This window comes from Motiliproteus sediminis (assembly GCF_017912535.1).
Lineage (GTDB): Bacteria > Pseudomonadota > Gammaproteobacteria > Pseudomonadales > Balneatricaceae > Motiliproteus > Motiliproteus sediminis.
In genome coordinates this window covers 1-15,392 of the sequence record NZ_JAERQK010000011.1, presented here as the reverse complement: position 1 = coordinate 15,392, position 15,392 = coordinate 1, and the positions used below count along the sequence as shown (strand labels likewise).

The following is a 15,392-nucleotide window of genomic DNA, read 5'->3' as shown; positions in this document are numbered from 1 at the left end:
CGGCCTGGTTGCCCATCCCCCCCCCCCCGTTGAGCTGGCGCCACTGTCCGAAGTAACAGGCTCTGCGGCGGTTCGCATTGCGCTGGTGGCCAATGCTGACCTACCCCCGGGTCAAACGAATTACCCACCCGATTAATATTTCCTCTGAATCAGCAAATAGTGGAAATGTGAACACATCTTTTCAATTTGGTTACAAATAAATCTTTTCCAAGCGTCTCAGTCGGTTAGCGCACACCGATGGGGAGCCGGGCGTTTTACTCCAACGACCGTTCGGGCTCGCTGCGGATTAAAGCAGGGGGCCGGTTGTTATCGGCATGGTTGACCGAGTTACTGCGAATTGATCGCTGTCGTCAATCCGGCCCCATAACAACTGCTGTTCCAGCGTCATCGGAACGGCCCACAAAGCAGGTCGATGCGCATGAAAAAGATTTTGATCTACTCCCACGATACTTATGGTCTGGGAAACATCCGGCGAATGCTGGCAATCGCCACCTTCCTGTCCCGCAGCCGGCCCGACTACTCTATTCTGATTCTTTCCGGCTCGCCGATGCTGCACTCCTTTCGAATTCCCGAGCGTATCGATTACGTCAAATTGCCCTGTTTGGGGCGCACTCAGGGGGGGCAGTATGTGGTGCGCAGCTTGGATATGGAGTACGACGCCATCGTGCGCTTGCGCGCCAATATCATTCAGGCGGCGCTGCTGGACTTTCAACCGGATCTGCTGCTGGTAGACAAGAAGCCGCTGGGGTTGAGTAACGAGCTGCAACCGGCGCTGGAAGCGATGCAGACTCTGGCCCGTCCGCCGCGCTGCGTGATGGTGTTGCGCGACATTCTCGACGCGCCGGCCACCACCCAGGCTGAATGGGCTCAGGGGGGCTATCACCAGGCGATCGAACGCTACTACGACCAGCTGCTGGTGGTGGGCTCGGCGGAGGTGTTCAACCTGGGTGCCGAGTACCGCTTTCCCGCCGCCACCCGCGCCAAGCTGCGCTACTGCGGTTATGTTCACCGTGAACTCAATGCCGACAACGGTGCGGACGTACGCCAGCGCTATGCCATCGGCGATGCGCCGCTGGTGGTGCTGACCGCTGGTGGGGGCGCTGACGGCTTTGCCCTGTTGTCTGCCTACATGCAGGGGCCGGCGCGCCATCCGCCGGTGGCGGGGCAGCGCACGCTGGTGCTGTGTGGTCCGGAGATGATGGCGGCTCACCGTCAGCAGATCGAGCGCTGGGCGGCTGAATGCCGCGGCGTACAGGTACTGGAGTTCAGTAATGATGTCATGAGTCTGCTGGACGCCGCCGATCTGGTGGTGTCGATGGGGGGCTATAACACCGTCTGTGAGATTCTCAGTCTGGGTAAGCGGGCACTGATCGTACCGCGGGTAGCGCCGGTGGAGGAGCAGTGGATTCGCTGCCAGCGCATGGAAGCGCTGGGACTGCTGCGGGCGTTGCATCCGCAGCAGTTGCAGCCAGAGCGTCTGTGCCGGGTGGTGGGCGAGGAGCTGGCCAGTTCCCATCGGCAAAGCGTGCCGGTGCATCGGCTGGAGTTCGATGGTCTGGGGCGAATGGGCTGGTGGCTGGAGCGGCTGCTGGCTCAAGCCGAACCGCCAGTGGCAGCGGCCGAGAGCCCGCGCGACACGGTTCCGTTCCTGTTTCCGGAAGGGGTATTGAGCATCGGAGGGTGGCAGTATGGCTCCGCATCCTGAAACGCGCCCGCTACGGATTGCATACGTGCTCAAGCGCTTCCCGCGGTTGTCCGAAACCTTCATCCTCAACGAGCTGTTGGCGCTGGAGCGCCAGGGTGTGGCGGTAGAGGTCTATTCGCTGATGCGCCCCCCGCAGGAGGCGCGTCATGACCTTCTGGCACAACTGCGGGCGCCGGTGTTCTACCTGCCGCGCAGTCGGGCACTGGAGGGGTTCAAGCTCCAGGCGGCGCTGTCCGGCCGCCTCAACGACGCGGACCAGCCTCTGGAGTGCGCATCACTGGCGGGGTTGGCGCGGCAGTGGGATGACACCAGCGCGTCGCTGCTGGCCGGCAAGAGTGATACCGATGCAGCGCTGCTGTGGCTGCAAGCCGCGACCGTAGCGTTTATGGCCGCCAGTCGCGGGATTCAGCATCTGCACGCGCACTTCGGCTCCAACGCGGCGTTGGTGGCGCTGTTGGCCGGCCGTCAGAGTCGGCTGCCGTTCTCATTTACGGCCCACGCCCGCGACATCTATCACACCTACGTCGACCGTCAGACCGATGACCAGCGCCGACGTGATCTAATCCACGAAGCCGCATTTGTCGCAACGGTCTCCGACTACAACCGTCAGCACCTGCGTCAGCTGGCCGATCCCGCCGATCGGGAACGGATCATGAGGCTCTACAACGGTATCGATCTGGCCCGCTTCCAGCCCCTCGCGGAGCGCCAGCCGAGCAACCATTTTGTCGCCGTCGGTCGATTGGTAGAGAAAAAAGGCTACCCCGACCTGATTCGGGCCTGTGCCCTGTTGGCCGAGCGACAACCGCTGTTCCGGCTCAGCATCGTCGGTGATGGCCCCGAGCGCGAGGTACTGCAGCAGCAGGTGGCGGAGGCGGGGTTGCAGCGGCAGGTGCTGTTTCACGGCGCGCTGACGCAGCAGCAGGTGATCGCGCTGATCGCTGATGCCGCTGCACTGGTGCTGCCCTGTGTCGTCTGTGACAGCGGCGACCGTGATGGCTTGCCAACGGCATTGCTGGAAGCGATGGCGCTGGGGCTGGCGACTATCTCGACCCGGGTCGCCGGGGTGCCGGAGATTATCGACGACGGTAAAACCGGCATCTTGGTGGAGCAGCGCCAGCCGCGCTCACTGGCGAGCGCGATGGAGCACCTGCTGTTGCACCCCGAGCGCCAGCTGAGTCTGGGGCAGGCCGGACGTGCCAAGGCGCAGCGGTTGTTCGATCTGGAGCGCAACGTGGCTGAACTCGGGGCGCAGTTCCAGCGCAGTGCGGGTACCAGCCAGGCGGGAGGGCAAGCAGATGCGTATCGCTTACATTGCGGCTGATCGCGGTACCCCGGTATTCGGCTCCAAGGGGGCGTCGGTGCATATCCGTGCCATGAGCACGGCGCTGGCCCGACAGGGGCATGAGCTGGTGCTCTACGTGGCCCAGCGTGGTAGTGGCGAGGCAGAATTGCCGGCCGAGGTGATCGAAGTCGCCCCCGGCCTCGATGACGCCGACATCCCCGCAGGCGGAGAGGCCCGCCGCCGGTTCAAGGAGCGCCGGGCGCGCACCACCGCCGCCGCAATTGCGGCCCGTTTGCTGCAGGACCACAGCCGCCAGCCCTTTGCTCTGATCTACGAGCGCTATGCCCTGTTCAGTCGGGCCGGTGTGGATGCGGGTGCGGCATTGGGAATTCCCTGCGTGGTCGAGGTTAACGCGCCGTTGATCGAGGAGCAGCTCACCCACCGTCAGTTACTGGATCGAGCGCTGGCGGAATCGATCCGCACCGCGGTGTTCAGCCACGCCGACCACCTGCTGCCGGTGAGCGACGCGGTGTTGGATTACTGTTTGCAGCACGGCGCCGACCCCGATCGGGTGAGCGTGGTTGAAAACGGCATCGACGCGGCGCTGTTCAATCCGCAGGTGCCACCGATAACGCTGGAGGCCCTCAGCGGCAAGCAGGTGATCGGGTTTAGCGGCAGTCTGAAGCCCTGGCATGGCCTCGAGCACCTGCTCAACAGTTTTCGCACCATCGCCAGTGGTCACCCGGAACGCCACCTGCTGATCGTTGGCGACGGCCCCTTGCGCGGCTGGATCGAGGGTTATGCAGCGGGCGCTGGCCTGGCAGACCAGATCAGCGTCACCGGCTGGGTGCCGCTGGAGCAGGTGCCCGCCTATCTGCGGCGCATGGATATCGCGGTGGCGCCCTATCCGCCCAGTGACGATTTCTATTTTTCACCGCTGAAGTTGTACGAATATCTTGGCTGTGGCATCGCCGTGGTGGCCAGTCGCATTGGCCAGATTGCGACCTCGTTGCGAGATGGGCAGGATGCCTTGCTGGTTCGTCCCGGTGATGAACAGCAGTTGGCCGAGGCGCTGATGCGGCTGTGCAATCGCCCTGAACTGCGCCAGCGGCTGGCCAACGCCGCCGCCGTCACCGGTGCCCAGCGCACCTGGGATAACAATGCGCGTCGGCTGTTGTCGATCACCCATGCGCTGACCGCTGTAAGGGGGGCGATATGAGCACCCCAACCCCCTCGGCGGCTGGTATCCGGCGGCTGTTTCAGCGCTTTGGTGGTCACCTGCGACCTCACTACGGCACCCTGCTGCTGGTACTGCTGTTCACGCTGGGGGTGGCGCTGGCTCAGCTGCTGCGTCCCTGGCCGTTGAAGCTGGTGTTTGATGCCTTGTTGTTGCCGGACGCTGCCGCCTATCGGGCCGGCTGGCCGCAGTGGAGTCAGAACCCGGAGCTGCTGCTGGCGGCGTTGATCGGCGCCATTGTGGTGATCGCGGTGGCGGGAGGGATGTTCGCTTACGCCCAGTCCTATCTGGCGGCGACCGTTGGTCAGCGGGTGGTGGCGGCAATCCGCCAACGACTTTACAGCCATCTGCAACGGCTGTCGCACTCCTTCCACGACAGTAGCAGCAGTGGCGACCTGATCGCCCGCCTGACCGGTGACATCCAGTTGCTGCGGGAGCTGATGATTAATCTGACCCTGACGGCGCTGGATCGCGGTCTGGTGATGATCGGTGTGCTGCTGGTGATGCTGTGGATGGACTGGCAGTTGGCGTTGATGGCGCTGGCGGTGGTGCCGCTGCTGGTGTTTGCCAACCGGCGCTACCACGAGCGGATCAAGGGGGCCACCCGCACCCAGCGCCGGCAGGAGGGTAAGCTGGCTAATGTGGTGACCGAGAAACTGACCGCCATTCACGTGGTGCAGGCATTTGCCCGTGAAGCCCACGAAGATCAGCAGTTTTCGTCCCGTAACGCCAACTCCCTCAAGGCCGGGGTGCGCGCTACGCGGCTGATTGCCAGCTTCGATCGTCTGGTGCAGGTGCTGCTGGCCGTGGGTACCGCGATGGTGCTCTGGTTCGGCGTCAACCGGGTGCAGGCCGGAACCCTGACACCGGGCGATCTGCTGGTGTTTCTGGCCTACCTCAAAGTGGTGTACAAGAGCGCGGGTAAGATCGCCAGCCTCAGCGGGCGGGTAGCCAAGGCCACGGTCTGCGGCGAGCGGGTACTGAAGATCATCGATACCAGGGCCGAGATTCGCGATGCCGAGGATGCCGTGGAGGCGCCGCGGTTTCGGGGCCGGGTCCGTTTCGATCGGGTCTACTTTGGTTACGGCGCGGGCCGGCCGGTGCTCAACGGGGTGGATCTGGAGCTGCGTCCCGGAGAGACTCTGGCACTGATTGGCGACAGCGGCAGCGGTAAGTCCACCATCGCCAGCCTGCTGCTGCGTTTTTACGACCCGGAAGCCGGCACGGTGCTGATCGATGACGTGCCCGCGAATCACTACACCCTGACCTCCCTGCGTGACCAGATTGCGGTGGTGATGCAGGACGCGGTGCTGTTCAACACCAGCATTCGCGCCAACATCGGTTACGGCAAACTCGACGCCAGCGATGAGGAGATCGTCGCCGCCGCCAAAGCGGCCAATGCCCATCACTTTATTGAAGCACTGCCGCAAGGCTACGACACTGCGGTGGGCGAGCGCGGCGCGCTGCTCTCCGGCGGTCAGCGTCAGCGCATCGCTATCGCCCGGGCGGTGATTCGCCAGGCGCCGATTCTGATTCTGGACGAACCGGTTGCCGGGCTGGACCCGCGCGCCCGCGCCGAGGTGCAAACCACGCTGGAGCAGCTTGCCGTTGATCGCACCTGTCTGATGATTACCCATGATATGGCGGCGGCCGCCAGCGCCGACCGGGTGGTGCAACTGCGCGACGGCGTTATCCGCGAGTTGCCGGCACTGGATCCACGCTGGGCACCGGGGGTGGCACCATGAACATGCTGTCCCGGTCGGCGCCCAAGCAACCGTTCCGCGAGGAGTTGCTCGATCCGCTCCGGCGGGCGATGGAGGTCGCTACCCTGCACCAACCGCTGCTTGCTGCCTGGCCGGAGCTGGTGGACTGTATCGACGGGCTGGAGCTGGAGCGTATCTATCCGCGCGGCGAGCGCGGCTTTGCGCTGGAGTATCGCTGTGGCCAGCGCCAGATCCTGGCGGAGCTGGTGGGCGATCGCCTGACAGCCTATTGCGATGAGGCCGCTCACAAGTTGCGTCATCTGCCGGTCTCCCAGAGCGACCAGCGTCAGCCTCTGCATCCGCTGGCGGATCTGGGACTGGTGCTGCGCGAACCCGGCATCGATCATCGCCTGCCGCTGCTGGGCGTGATCAACCGTCCGGATCAGGCGGAGCCGTTGTTGGCATCGCTGCTGGGCACCCCGGTGCGGGTGCTGACCGCCCGCCTGCTGGCCCATCGGCTGGGTCGGCGTGCGGTGGTGCGGCTGCGGTACCTCAGCGGCGGCTCAACGCAGCCGCAGAGCATGATCATCAAGTGCTACAAGGGACGCAGTCAGCGTCAGCTGGAGGTTCAGCGCTGGTTGCAGGCGCTGGCACCCACGCCGACCGGAGGCGATCCGCGTTTGCGGATGGTGCGCCCGCTGGCCTGTGACGGCGAGCATAGTGTGCTGCTGATGGAAGATGTTGACGGCCAGCCGCTGGATCGCTTGCGCGGGCCTGCGTTGGCCGCCGGGGTGCGTGATGCCGGGGCACTGCTACGGCGGTTGCAGCAGAGCACGCTGGCGCTGCCGCAGCTGCATCGGGCAGAGGATGAACTGGCGCTGTTGCAGCGTTGGGTGCCCCTTACCCGCGCGCTTTTCCCCGCGCTCGCTGCGCCGTTGGAGCGGGTATGGGGGCGGGTCGAACGCGGACTGCTGCGCTTGCCTGCGGCGCAGCCGGTGCTCTGTCACCGTGATTACTACGACAAGCAGTTTATTGTCAGTGAGTCGCATACGGTGCTGCTCGATCTGGATACCCTTTGTCGGGCCGATCCGGCCTTGGATATAGGCAACTTTCTTGCCCACATGCAGTTGCTGGAGTTACAGCGGCGCGGTAACGCGGCCCCGCTGTGGCGCGCGTTTCACGCCGGCTACGGGCTCGAACGGCGGGCCGATCCGGCGGCGGTGACCCTTTACCGCATGGCCAGCCTGCTCCGTCTGGCCTGTATTCACGCTTTCTGGAGCCGCTGGAAACATCTGGCGCTGCCACTACTGGAGGCTGCCGATGCCGCCTGATCAGGGTTTTTTTGATCCCTCTTTGCCGGGGTTGGATCGGGCGCTCGACCACGACTGGATGGCGGCTAAGATCGAACGCTGGCTGCAACAGAGCGAGTCACCCTTCCGTATGCAGCATTGTCGCTTGCAGCGCTTCCGCTACCGCCCCGGCGAGCGGCTGGTGTGCCTGTATGAGATCGAGCTGTTGGATCCGCTCAGCGGCGGTCGCTGGCGCCACTGGATCAGTGGTCTGATCAGCGCCGACAACACGGCAGAGAAACGCTACCGACGGGGCTGTCGCGAAGCGGACGGGCAACCCTTCCGTGGCTTTCCCAGCCTGCAGCCTTGCTGGTTGGAGGCGTCGCGGATGGTGCTGCAGCATTTTCCTCTGGATCACCGTCTACCGCATCTGGCGGAGCTGTTCCGGCGTCTGCCGGAGCCGCTGGAACAGCTGTACCAGCGCGACAGCGGTGTCGCGGAGCTGGTGGTGGAACATCCCCAGCCGGTGCGCTACCGGCCGCTGATCAGCGCCGTCCTCAGCCAGCGGGTGCGCCCGCTGGACGCCAACAGGGGGGCTCCCTGGCAGGTGTTTCTCAAGTTGCGCGCCGACGACAGTGGTGAGCTGCGGTACCGCCGTCAGTTGCAGTTGGCGGGCATGGACGAGCGGCTGGGGCTGAGTCCGGTACGACCGCTGGGATTCATTCCCGAACTGCGGTTGCAGGTCGATGCGGCAGTTCCCGGTCGCTCCCTCGAACAGCGCGTTTGCGACGGTGATCTGGAGATTACCGAGTGGCAGCATCTGGGGAGCAGTCTGGCCGCGTTCCATACGGCACCGCTGGCGCTCAGCGCCCGGGTTGGTTGTGATTCCTGGTTGAGTCGTGCCGCGGCCGCCTGCGAGCTGATCCGCTGGGCGCTGCCGGCCTTGGGCGAGCAGCTCGACGCGCTGCAGCAGGCGCAGCGGCAAGGTTGCCTGCAACCGCTGTGGCAACCCTGTCACGGTGATCTCAAGCCGGAGCATCTATATCTCAATCCCGGGCAGGAGCCACGACTATGGCTGATCGACCTGGAGGAGCTTTGCAGCAGCGACCCCGGTCTGGACCTGGCGTTGCTACTGGCGCGGCTGGAGTGGTTGCAGCTGACCCGGAGTGCGCCGGCTACGGATCAGGCAGGGGTTGGGGCCATGGTGGCAAGTTATTTCGAACGGGTGCCTTCGGGCTGGTGGTCAAGGCTGGGGGCCTGTTACAGCTTCGCGGCGCTGGATATGGCGCGTTATGCGGTGCAGCACCAGGTGCCGCAATGGCAGCGCTGCTGTGAGCATTTCTGCCGCCGCAGTGAAGCCGCGTTGCAACCCGGCTGGTGCATCACCGAAGGGGGGACGGGGGGCGGCACGATGACCACTACGCTACTTTCGCCGTCACCACAGGGGGGAGCGATCGATGGCTGATAGATCCGGTTACCAACGGGGGGGAGAGCGGGCGCTGCTTCTGGCAGGCTGGTTTTGGGCGAGCATGGCGATAGCGGACGGGGTGGCGTTCGATATTGACGACCCGCCTTCGCCAGACCACCGCCTGGCGGACAACCTCAACGGCGGCGCCAAGCTGGTGGTGGAGTCGGAGTACCGCGACGACCACGATCTGGATCGCCATCGTGACGACCGCCGGATCTCGCTCGAACCGCAGTTGGAAGCGGTGCTGGCCTGGGCGCCGGCGGCCGACGCGGGTGTGGTTGCCGAGCTGGAGCTGCGGCAAAAATACTGGCCGGACCATCCCGATGGCCGCCGCTCCGACGATGCCGTGCTGGAGCTGAAGGAGCTCTACCTGTGGCTACGGGAGTTTGCGCCCGGCTGGTCAGTGCAGCTGGGCCGGCAGCGCTACCGTGACCGGCGCGAGTGGCTGTATGACGAGGAGCTGGATGGGATTCGCCTGCTCTACCGCCGCGACTCCTGGGGGCTGGAACTGTCGGCCACGCGGGAGGAGGCGTTCGATCGTGACCTGTTCAACAGTGATGACGAAACCCCGATCGACAACTATGAACTACGCCTGCGTCAACGGCTGGCCGAGGACCGTGATCTGGACCTCTACTGGCTGCGGCGTGACGAACGTGAAGCGGACGGTGAAGATCTCGATTTTGTCGGCATTCACAGCAGTGGCCGCGCCTCCTCTCACCACTACTACTGGTTGGAAGCCGCGGTGGTCAGTGGTGAGCGGCGCGGGCGGGATATTCTCGGCTATGGCGTCGATCTGGGCTGGAGCTACCGTTTCTCCGGTGCGCAGCGTCATAACCTGACCCTGGGAGTTGCCTACGGCAGCGGCGATAACGATGGCAGTGGCACCGACAATAACTTTCGCCAGACCGGTCTGCAGGACAACAACGCCAAGTTGCAGGGGGTCACCAAGGTGAAGATCTACGGCGAGCTGCTGGAGCCGGAGCTCAGTAATCTGGTGATCGCCACTCTGGGTTGGGGCATGCGCACCAGCGAGGACAGCTCCATCGACCTGCTGTATCACCGTTACCGGCAGGTGGAAGCGGACGATGACCTGCGCGACAGTAACCTGCTTGACGATCCTAATGGTGACTCGCGCGATATTGGCGAGGCGGTCGATCTGGTCTGGGCCGGCCGGCTGGCCAAGGACCTTAAGCTCAGCTGGGCGCTGGGCACTTTCAAGCCGGGGCGCGCCTACGACCGCCGGGACCGGGCCTGGTTCTCGGAGCTGTCGCTCAACCTGCGCTTTTAATCCGTCTGTTGTGCTTTTTGCGGAAACGGCTGATGACGGCGCGGAGCGGTCATTAGTTCGGGGCCGGCTGTTTAAGATTTAAGGCTCATTATCGGCGAGGTATGAGAGCCTCTGTTCCGCCCATCCGGGCGGCGTCATTCTTTGTCAAACGCGACAAAGAACGAAGCAAGAAAACGCTAACAGTGCTTTATGCTCCCCTGGTTCCGCCGCCCTACGGGTCCACTGCGCGCGGCAGCGGTGATTCGGGCGGATCGGACGGCACATACCTGTGCCGCAATCCGGCTCGGCATCCTTGCCTCGCCCCCTTCGGGGCCTATTTCGAATCCCCGCCACCGTGCTCGTCGGCTCCAAAAGGGGCTAAGTCGCAGTCGAGCGACTGAGTTCTCCTCAAATTCTGTCTATTCGATCCTTTCACCCTGGTGTATCGGCTTGCACCCCATCCCCCCTTTTACGCAGCCGGAGCAGGGTGCGAAGAATCCGATTAAGGCCCGCAGGGGCGAGCGCTGGATGCGCGAAGCGGCGGCAGTATGGCCAGGGACGGCCATTCTGACGATCCCCCGGATTGTTCGTGCCCTGCGCAGGGAATCGGCGTAGCCGACAAGTAAGTGGGGCGGCTTTCTTTTGATTCGTTTGCTTTGAGCGCTCAAAGAAAATGAATGCGCCCGGGTGGGCGCAACAGAGGGTTAATGCCGGCGTGGTAACGAGATAACCCCCCAAAAGCTGAGGCCAACGCTATTAGCAAAATCGTCCGCTCCGCGCCGGCTTAAGTCATCCACCCTAGCCCGCTAAGAACTAGAAAACCGGGCCTTGGCCCGGTTTGTTCTGGATTGAGCTATGCGCTCAGTAGCGGATCACGTCGCCGCGCTGGACGTCGAAGGCACCCATGGCCGAGGCTACCGCAAACTTCTCCTGCACCGCGGTGATCTTGATCCGACCCAGCGGGTTCTCGATCTTGCCCAGGGTCAGGCCGCTCTCCGGGTCCACCAGCGCTTCAGCCACCGCGGACACCTGCATCACGTCACCTACTTTCACACCGGCATCCTGGCCCGCGTTGATAAAGATGTGAGCGCCGCGGGTACTGACGATCTGGCCCTGCCAAGGTACCTGACGGGTACCCTTAATGACGTAGAACACCGCGTCGTTGAGCGCCACCCGAGTGGCCTGACCCAGCGGAGTCTTGTAGAACTTGTCGCCACCGACAGTGATCTTCTCAAAGTCCAGACCCAGCGCCAGACCGCGCGACTCGCTGTCCGCTTCCACCCGTTGGGTGAACAGCACTTCACCGGTGCTGGCGTCGAGCAGGCGCAGGTCGATGGCCACGTGGCTGCTACCGCCGCTGCCACCCAGACGCAAACCAAAAGGCAGGCTGGAGGAGGCAAAGCCAAAGTTCAGCCCGCCGCTCTCTTTTTGCGGCTCAAACTCGGTGATATCCGCTTTGACCAGCACCTGGGCACCGGCGATGCGGCCCGCCTGGGGCGCGGTCTCGGCACTGGTGACACCAGCCAGGCCGAGCTCCTGCTCACGCAGGATATGGGACAGCGCGGTACGCTCGGTGACCACAAAGCAGCCGGTCTGCTGCAGCGCGGTGGTCAGTTGCGACGACATCGCTTCACCGACGTCGTAGCCTTCAAAGGCGCCCAGCTTGCCGGTGGCACCAACCGGCATCACCGCGACCCGCATTTTGGGGCCGGTGCACTCGACGGCTGCACGTTGTTCGGCGCTGACTGAGGACTTCACGGTCTGCTGCTTACAGCCCACCAGGCTCAGGGCGATCAGGGGGATGGCGATCAGGTTATTGAATTTCATGACGGTATCTCCAGAGTTCGTTGGCGTTGCGGGAAGCGCGATACAACCGGTAGGTAACAGCCACAAAAAAAAGGGTTCAGATTTTTCTGAACCCTTTTATGCCATAGCGCGCTGATTGCGCGCCGATCACCGACACAGCCGTCACTCGCGCCGGCTGGCCCGGCTCAGCAGCTGCTCCAGATAACGGATCTGCGCCTCGGTGAGGTAGCCGTCATCACGGTAGGGGATCACCAGAAAGCGCGGCTGCTCGATCACCGGATGACCGCTAAGCTGCTGTTTGACCAGCAGCTGCTGCACCATGGGGTCGAAGCGATCCGCCGAGGTCACCACCAGATCGACACCGCCGCAACTGCGTTCGGCGATACGCAGTCCCTGCGCCGGTTCAGCACGGGCGCCCAGAGCGAGCAGGGCCGCCGTAAAGGTCACGCCGAGGGGTGAGGTCCAGGGTCTCATGGGGTACCTCCGCTAACGTTGAGATCGGCGCCCAGCGCCTGTTGGTTGTTGCTGTCGACGCGGCCATTGTTGTCGCCGCAGATCAGCACCACGTTGCCGTTGTTGCCGTTAAGATCGACGTCGAGGCAGCGAAAGCGGTCCTCCAGCCGTTCCAGGTTGTGGGTCACCTGCTGACGCATCTGCGCCACCTCCGGAGTCGCTCCGACGGCCACCGGCTGCGCACTGGCGTTGTTACGCGCCGCCTGCAGATAGCCGGCCCAGTCCTGTTCCAGCCGCAGGCGCATGTTCTGCAGCGCTTGCAGGCGTTGCAGCTCAGGCGGCGGCGCGGCGTTGGTGGCCGCGTTATCCGCGTAGGCCGGCACCATGCTCAGACCGAGCAGCAGTGCCAGGGCGGTGATTAAAGGGTTCATAGCTGCCTCCTAGCCGTTGCGGTTGTGGTCTTGGCTGGCGGCCTGGCTGTCAGACTGCTGCCGCTGCTGGTTGCTCTGGGCACTGGTGCTGTCGCCACTCTGGACGCCCTGCTGGCTGTTACCGATCTGGCTGTTGTACAGGTTGCCCTGATTGACATCGCCGATATGCACGCTGCCGTTGCTGGCGTTGATATTGGTGAGCTGGATCACGCCGTCGTTGTCGCCCTCGATATGAGCGACGTTACTCTGCGGCACGAACTGCCAGTTGAAGCCGCCACCGCCCGCCTGGGGTTGGTAGCCACCGCTGACCAGCGCGCCCACCTCGACGCCACCCTGTTGCTGCGACAACTGGTGGCCTTGGGTCTGGGCCTGATTGCCCGCGCCCTGATCGACGCCGCTCTGCAGTGCGTGCTCGCTTTCACGCTGCTGGTGGCTCTGGTACTGCCGGTCAAGCAGGTACTGGCGCGTCATCTCGCTGCGCGCTTCATCGGCCTGCGCTGGCCCGACCAGCCACAGCGCCAGCGCTGTGGCGAGTGCCTTGTTTTGAGTATCCATAACCGTTCTCCTCTATGGGGATGGAGCGATGAGCAGGCCCGCGCCAGCGCGCGGAGACGGCTCTTCTAACGGTGGGTAACGGGGTCGCGGAAATGGGTTCAAAGTATTGCGTCGGCGAGGTGGTTAGCGCTGCTGGTTAACCAGCACTCTGAAAGTTTCTGTTGCGCCCACACGGGCGGCGCAGAGAAATGCGGTATTGCAGTTGCGACGCAGCCCCTTTGGAGCCAACGAGCATGGGGTAAAGAATCCGATTAAGGCCCGCAAGGGGAGAGCGCTGGATGCGCGAAGCGGCGGCCGTATGGCCAGGGAGGGCCATTCTGACGCTCCCCGGATTGTTCGCACCACGCGCAGTGAACCCGCAGGGCGGCGGAACCAGGGGGTATATGGCACCGTTAGCGTTTTCTTGCTTCGTTCTTTGTCGCGTCTGGCAAAGAATGACGCCGCCCGGGAGGGCGGAACAGGGACTTTCTCGCAACGCCTAAAATGAGCTTTAGCACCGAGCCGAGTAGCAGATAGTCCATATCCGCTCCGCGCCGGTTTGAGTCATTCACCCTAACCCGTGAAGAACCACAAAAAAAGCCTCCCGAAGGAGGCTCTGAACACACAGGATCCGGCTTACTTGCTGGCACTGTTACCAACCCAATCAATGGAGCCGGTATAAGAGCTGGCAGTCTGCTGCTGATCGTTGCTCTGCACGTTGGTGACATCACCCACCTGCACACCGGACTGGCCGGCGCCGATCTGGCTGCCGCTCATGTTACCGGTATGGGTGCTGCCGCTATGACTGCTGAAGCTCGGTGACAACAGGCTGTGACCGCGGTTGGAACTGTAGCTGCGCTCCTTCACCAGCGCGCCAACGTTGGTGTCGCCCTGACTCTGGCTCATGCTGTGGCCGCTGGCACCACCGACGTTGCCAGCGTTCTGGCCGACGTCGCTGCTGTAGTTGCGGTACTGGTTGATGGCCTGGTCGGCACCGATGTTGTCCTGGCGATAGTCGTAGCGCAGGTCGTAGTCGAACTTGTTGCTCAGCTTGTAACGCACGCTGTTGTCCAGGTCGTAGTTCAGGCGGGTATCAGTATCAACGCGCTTGCTGTTGTCGATCCGGGTGCGGACGTCGTTGTTGGTGTTAAAGCTGCCGTTGTAGTCGATCTTGATCGGCTTGTAGCCAAACACCGGCGAACCGGCATGGGCAGCGCCGACGTTCAGCGCAGCAACGGTAGACAGGGCAATGATCAGGGTTTTGGCGGTGGGGTTCATAATGATCTCCTTCGGGGCTAAGTATGCCAATGGGGTGTTGCAGCCCGTGGGTAACGGGTAGCCGCAGAAGGGGTTCAAATTTTTTCGTTTGATATCTATCGTCCCAGGCGGTGTGGTGCAGAGCTACGAAGATGACTGCTTTGCGCAGAAGATGACATTGCAGCTCCCCGGAGAACGGCTACATGAGCTCCTGGGTAATCACTGGCTTTGAGGAGGCTTTAGTAGCCGCAGCCACCTTGCATGCCCTGCCTAGATAAGAGATGACGACACCACTGTATAACTAAAAAAGAATAATACTTATACGATTTATAATAGCATCACGGCATGTTTATTTTCCGACTGCGAAATAACCATCTACCTATGATACGACCAATATAAACTAAGACAATAAATAAACTAAATAAGATTCTTGTCTTTTACATCGCGATTTATTTCAACAGGAGCCAGACTTCGATACTTAGATTTAAGCTTCTTAATCTGCACCTCCAGTGACCTTAAAACCTCCTTTGCATCCTCCACATTGTTTATATTGTTGTTTTTTAAAACCAGCTCATCATTAGCATTTATTGCATTATCATCATTTTTTCTATGAGCCATCTGATCACTGGACTCTATGTAATCCAGGATCTGTTCTCTTTGATTCTGTTTTTCCGCAATTTCCTGTCTGATCAGGTCCATTTCCAAGTGTGGCTGAATATACTCATCTTGAATAGAACAGGCAGCCTGGGTGATAGATAGGATTATTATCGTTGTAGATAATATGAATCGTTCAAGGCTCATGACTAGAAACCCTCCATGACGGACAGTTTACCTGACCTGCCCCCAGATTTAGTACCAGTTTGCGTCTAGTAAAGCCCTGTTCATTTATCTCGTAATTTCCGTTCTGTACCGTCCTTCGGCTGCTGCCGTGTTCTGGCTGCAAACTCAGCAGGCGTTGCA

Annotated in this window: 13 protein-coding genes; 7 read left to right on the top strand and 6 right to left on the bottom strand. The window is 62.3% G+C overall.

Annotation, left to right across the window (positions count from 1 at the left end):
- The first annotated feature begins 418 nt into the window (after positions 1-418).
- From JJQ76_RS15775 to JJQ76_RS15745, 7 genes are read left to right on the top strand one after another with little or no spacing between them, the layout of a single operon-like run.
- Positions 419-1,705: a glycosyltransferase family protein gene (locus tag JJQ76_RS15775; RefSeq protein WP_210397893.1), complete on the top strand. Its 1,287-nt coding sequence runs from the start codon at positions 419-421 to the stop codon at positions 1,703-1,705.
- Entirely contained in the window at positions 1,689-3,026 is a 1,338-nt protein-coding gene (locus JJQ76_RS15770; protein WP_210397892.1) for a glycosyltransferase, read from the top strand. The genes JJQ76_RS15775 and JJQ76_RS15770 overlap by 17 nt, the downstream gene beginning before the upstream one ends.
- On the top strand, positions 3,001-4,206 hold the full coding sequence (locus JJQ76_RS15765) for a glycosyltransferase family 4 protein (RefSeq protein WP_210397891.1): 1,206 nt from the start codon (positions 3,001-3,003) through the stop codon (positions 4,204-4,206). Before JJQ76_RS15770 ends, JJQ76_RS15765 begins: the two co-directional genes overlap by 26 nt.
- Entirely contained in the window at positions 4,203-5,969 is a 1,767-nt protein-coding gene (locus tag JJQ76_RS15760) for an ABC transporter ATP-binding protein (RefSeq protein WP_210397890.1), read from the top strand. The genes JJQ76_RS15765 and JJQ76_RS15760 overlap by 4 nt, the downstream gene beginning before the upstream one ends.
- The gene (locus tag JJQ76_RS15755) at positions 5,966-7,258 is read left to right on the top strand and encodes a phosphotransferase family protein (protein WP_210397889.1); all 1,293 of its coding nucleotides are present in this window, start codon (positions 5,966-5,968) and stop codon (positions 7,256-7,258) included. The genes JJQ76_RS15760 and JJQ76_RS15755 overlap by 4 nt, the downstream gene beginning before the upstream one ends.
- Positions 7,248-8,681, top strand: coding sequence for a phosphotransferase (locus JJQ76_RS15750; RefSeq protein WP_210397888.1), 1,434 nt, complete (start codon positions 7,248-7,250; stop codon positions 8,679-8,681). The genes JJQ76_RS15755 and JJQ76_RS15750 overlap by 11 nt, the downstream gene beginning before the upstream one ends.
- Positions 8,674-9,972, top strand: coding sequence for an alginate export family protein (locus JJQ76_RS15745; protein ID WP_210397887.1), 1,299 nt, complete (start codon positions 8,674-8,676; stop codon positions 9,970-9,972). Before JJQ76_RS15750 ends, JJQ76_RS15745 begins: the two co-directional genes overlap by 8 nt.
- Before the next feature lie 840 nt (positions 9,973-10,812).
- Here JJQ76_RS15745 and JJQ76_RS15740 read toward each other — a convergent pair.
- The 6 genes from JJQ76_RS15740 to JJQ76_RS15715 form a co-directional block, all read right to left on the bottom strand.
- Entirely contained in the window at positions 10,813-11,778 is a 966-nt protein-coding gene (locus JJQ76_RS15740; protein ID WP_210397886.1) for a CsgG/HfaB family protein, read from the bottom strand.
- Positions 11,779-11,919: 141 nt separating this feature from the next.
- Positions 11,920-12,231: a hypothetical protein gene (locus tag JJQ76_RS15735; RefSeq protein ID WP_210397885.1), complete on the bottom strand. Its 312-nt coding sequence runs from the start codon at positions 12,229-12,231 to the stop codon at positions 11,920-11,922.
- Entirely contained in the window at positions 12,228-12,641 is a 414-nt protein-coding gene (locus JJQ76_RS15730; protein ID WP_210397884.1) for a hypothetical protein, read from the bottom strand. The genes JJQ76_RS15735 and JJQ76_RS15730 overlap by 4 nt, the downstream gene beginning before the upstream one ends.
- Before the next feature lie 9 nt (positions 12,642-12,650).
- Positions 12,651-13,196, bottom strand: coding sequence for a hypothetical protein (locus tag JJQ76_RS15725; protein ID WP_210397883.1), 546 nt, complete (start codon positions 13,194-13,196; stop codon positions 12,651-12,653).
- Between the two features lie 615 nt (positions 13,197-13,811).
- Positions 13,812-14,453, bottom strand: a complete 642-nt coding sequence (locus JJQ76_RS15720; protein WP_210397882.1) for a hypothetical protein — start codon at positions 14,451-14,453, stop codon at positions 13,812-13,814.
- A 396-nt stretch (positions 14,454-14,849) separates the two neighbouring features.
- A complete protein-coding gene (locus JJQ76_RS15715; protein WP_210397881.1) occupies positions 14,850-15,233 on the bottom strand; it encodes a hypothetical protein in 384 nt (127 codons plus the stop codon).
- Between the last annotated feature and the right edge of the window lie 159 nt (positions 15,234-15,392).

Excerpts from the sequence above, each read along its gene's own strand:
- JJQ76_RS15775 (WP_210397893.1), top strand. The coding sequence starts at position 419 with ATGAAAAAGATTTTGATCTACTCCCACGATACTTATGGTCTGGGAAAC.
- JJQ76_RS15770 (WP_210397892.1), top strand. The coding sequence starts at position 1,689 with ATGGCTCCGCATCCTGAAACGCGCCCGCTACGGATTGCATACGTGCTC.
- JJQ76_RS15765 (WP_210397891.1), top strand. The coding sequence starts at position 3,001 with ATGCGTATCGCTTACATTGCGGCTGATCGCGGTACCCCGGTATTCGGC.
- JJQ76_RS15760 (WP_210397890.1), top strand. The coding sequence starts at position 4,203 with ATGAGCACCCCAACCCCCTCGGCGGCTGGTATCCGGCGGCTGTTTCAG.
- JJQ76_RS15755 (WP_210397889.1), top strand. The coding sequence starts at position 5,966 with ATGAACATGCTGTCCCGGTCGGCGCCCAAGCAACCGTTCCGCGAGGAG.
- JJQ76_RS15750 (WP_210397888.1), top strand. The coding sequence starts at position 7,248 with ATGCCGCCTGATCAGGGTTTTTTTGATCCCTCTTTGCCGGGGTTGGAT.
- JJQ76_RS15745 (WP_210397887.1), top strand. The coding sequence starts at position 8,674 with ATGGCTGATAGATCCGGTTACCAACGGGGGGGAGAGCGGGCGCTGCTT.
- JJQ76_RS15740 (WP_210397886.1), bottom strand. The coding sequence starts at position 11,778 with ATGAAATTCAATAACCTGATCGCCATCCCCCTGATCGCCCTGAGCCTG.
- JJQ76_RS15735 (WP_210397885.1), bottom strand. The coding sequence starts at position 12,231 with ATGAGACCCTGGACCTCACCCCTCGGCGTGACCTTTACGGCGGCCCTG.
- JJQ76_RS15730 (WP_210397884.1), bottom strand. The coding sequence starts at position 12,641 with ATGAACCCTTTAATCACCGCCCTGGCACTGCTGCTCGGTCTGAGCATG.
- JJQ76_RS15725 (WP_210397883.1), bottom strand. The coding sequence starts at position 13,196 with ATGGATACTCAAAACAAGGCACTCGCCACAGCGCTGGCGCTGTGGCTG.
- JJQ76_RS15720 (WP_210397882.1), bottom strand. The coding sequence starts at position 14,453 with ATGAACCCCACCGCCAAAACCCTGATCATTGCCCTGTCTACCGTTGCT.
- JJQ76_RS15715 (WP_210397881.1), bottom strand. The coding sequence starts at position 15,233 with ATGAGCCTTGAACGATTCATATTATCTACAACGATAATAATCCTATCT.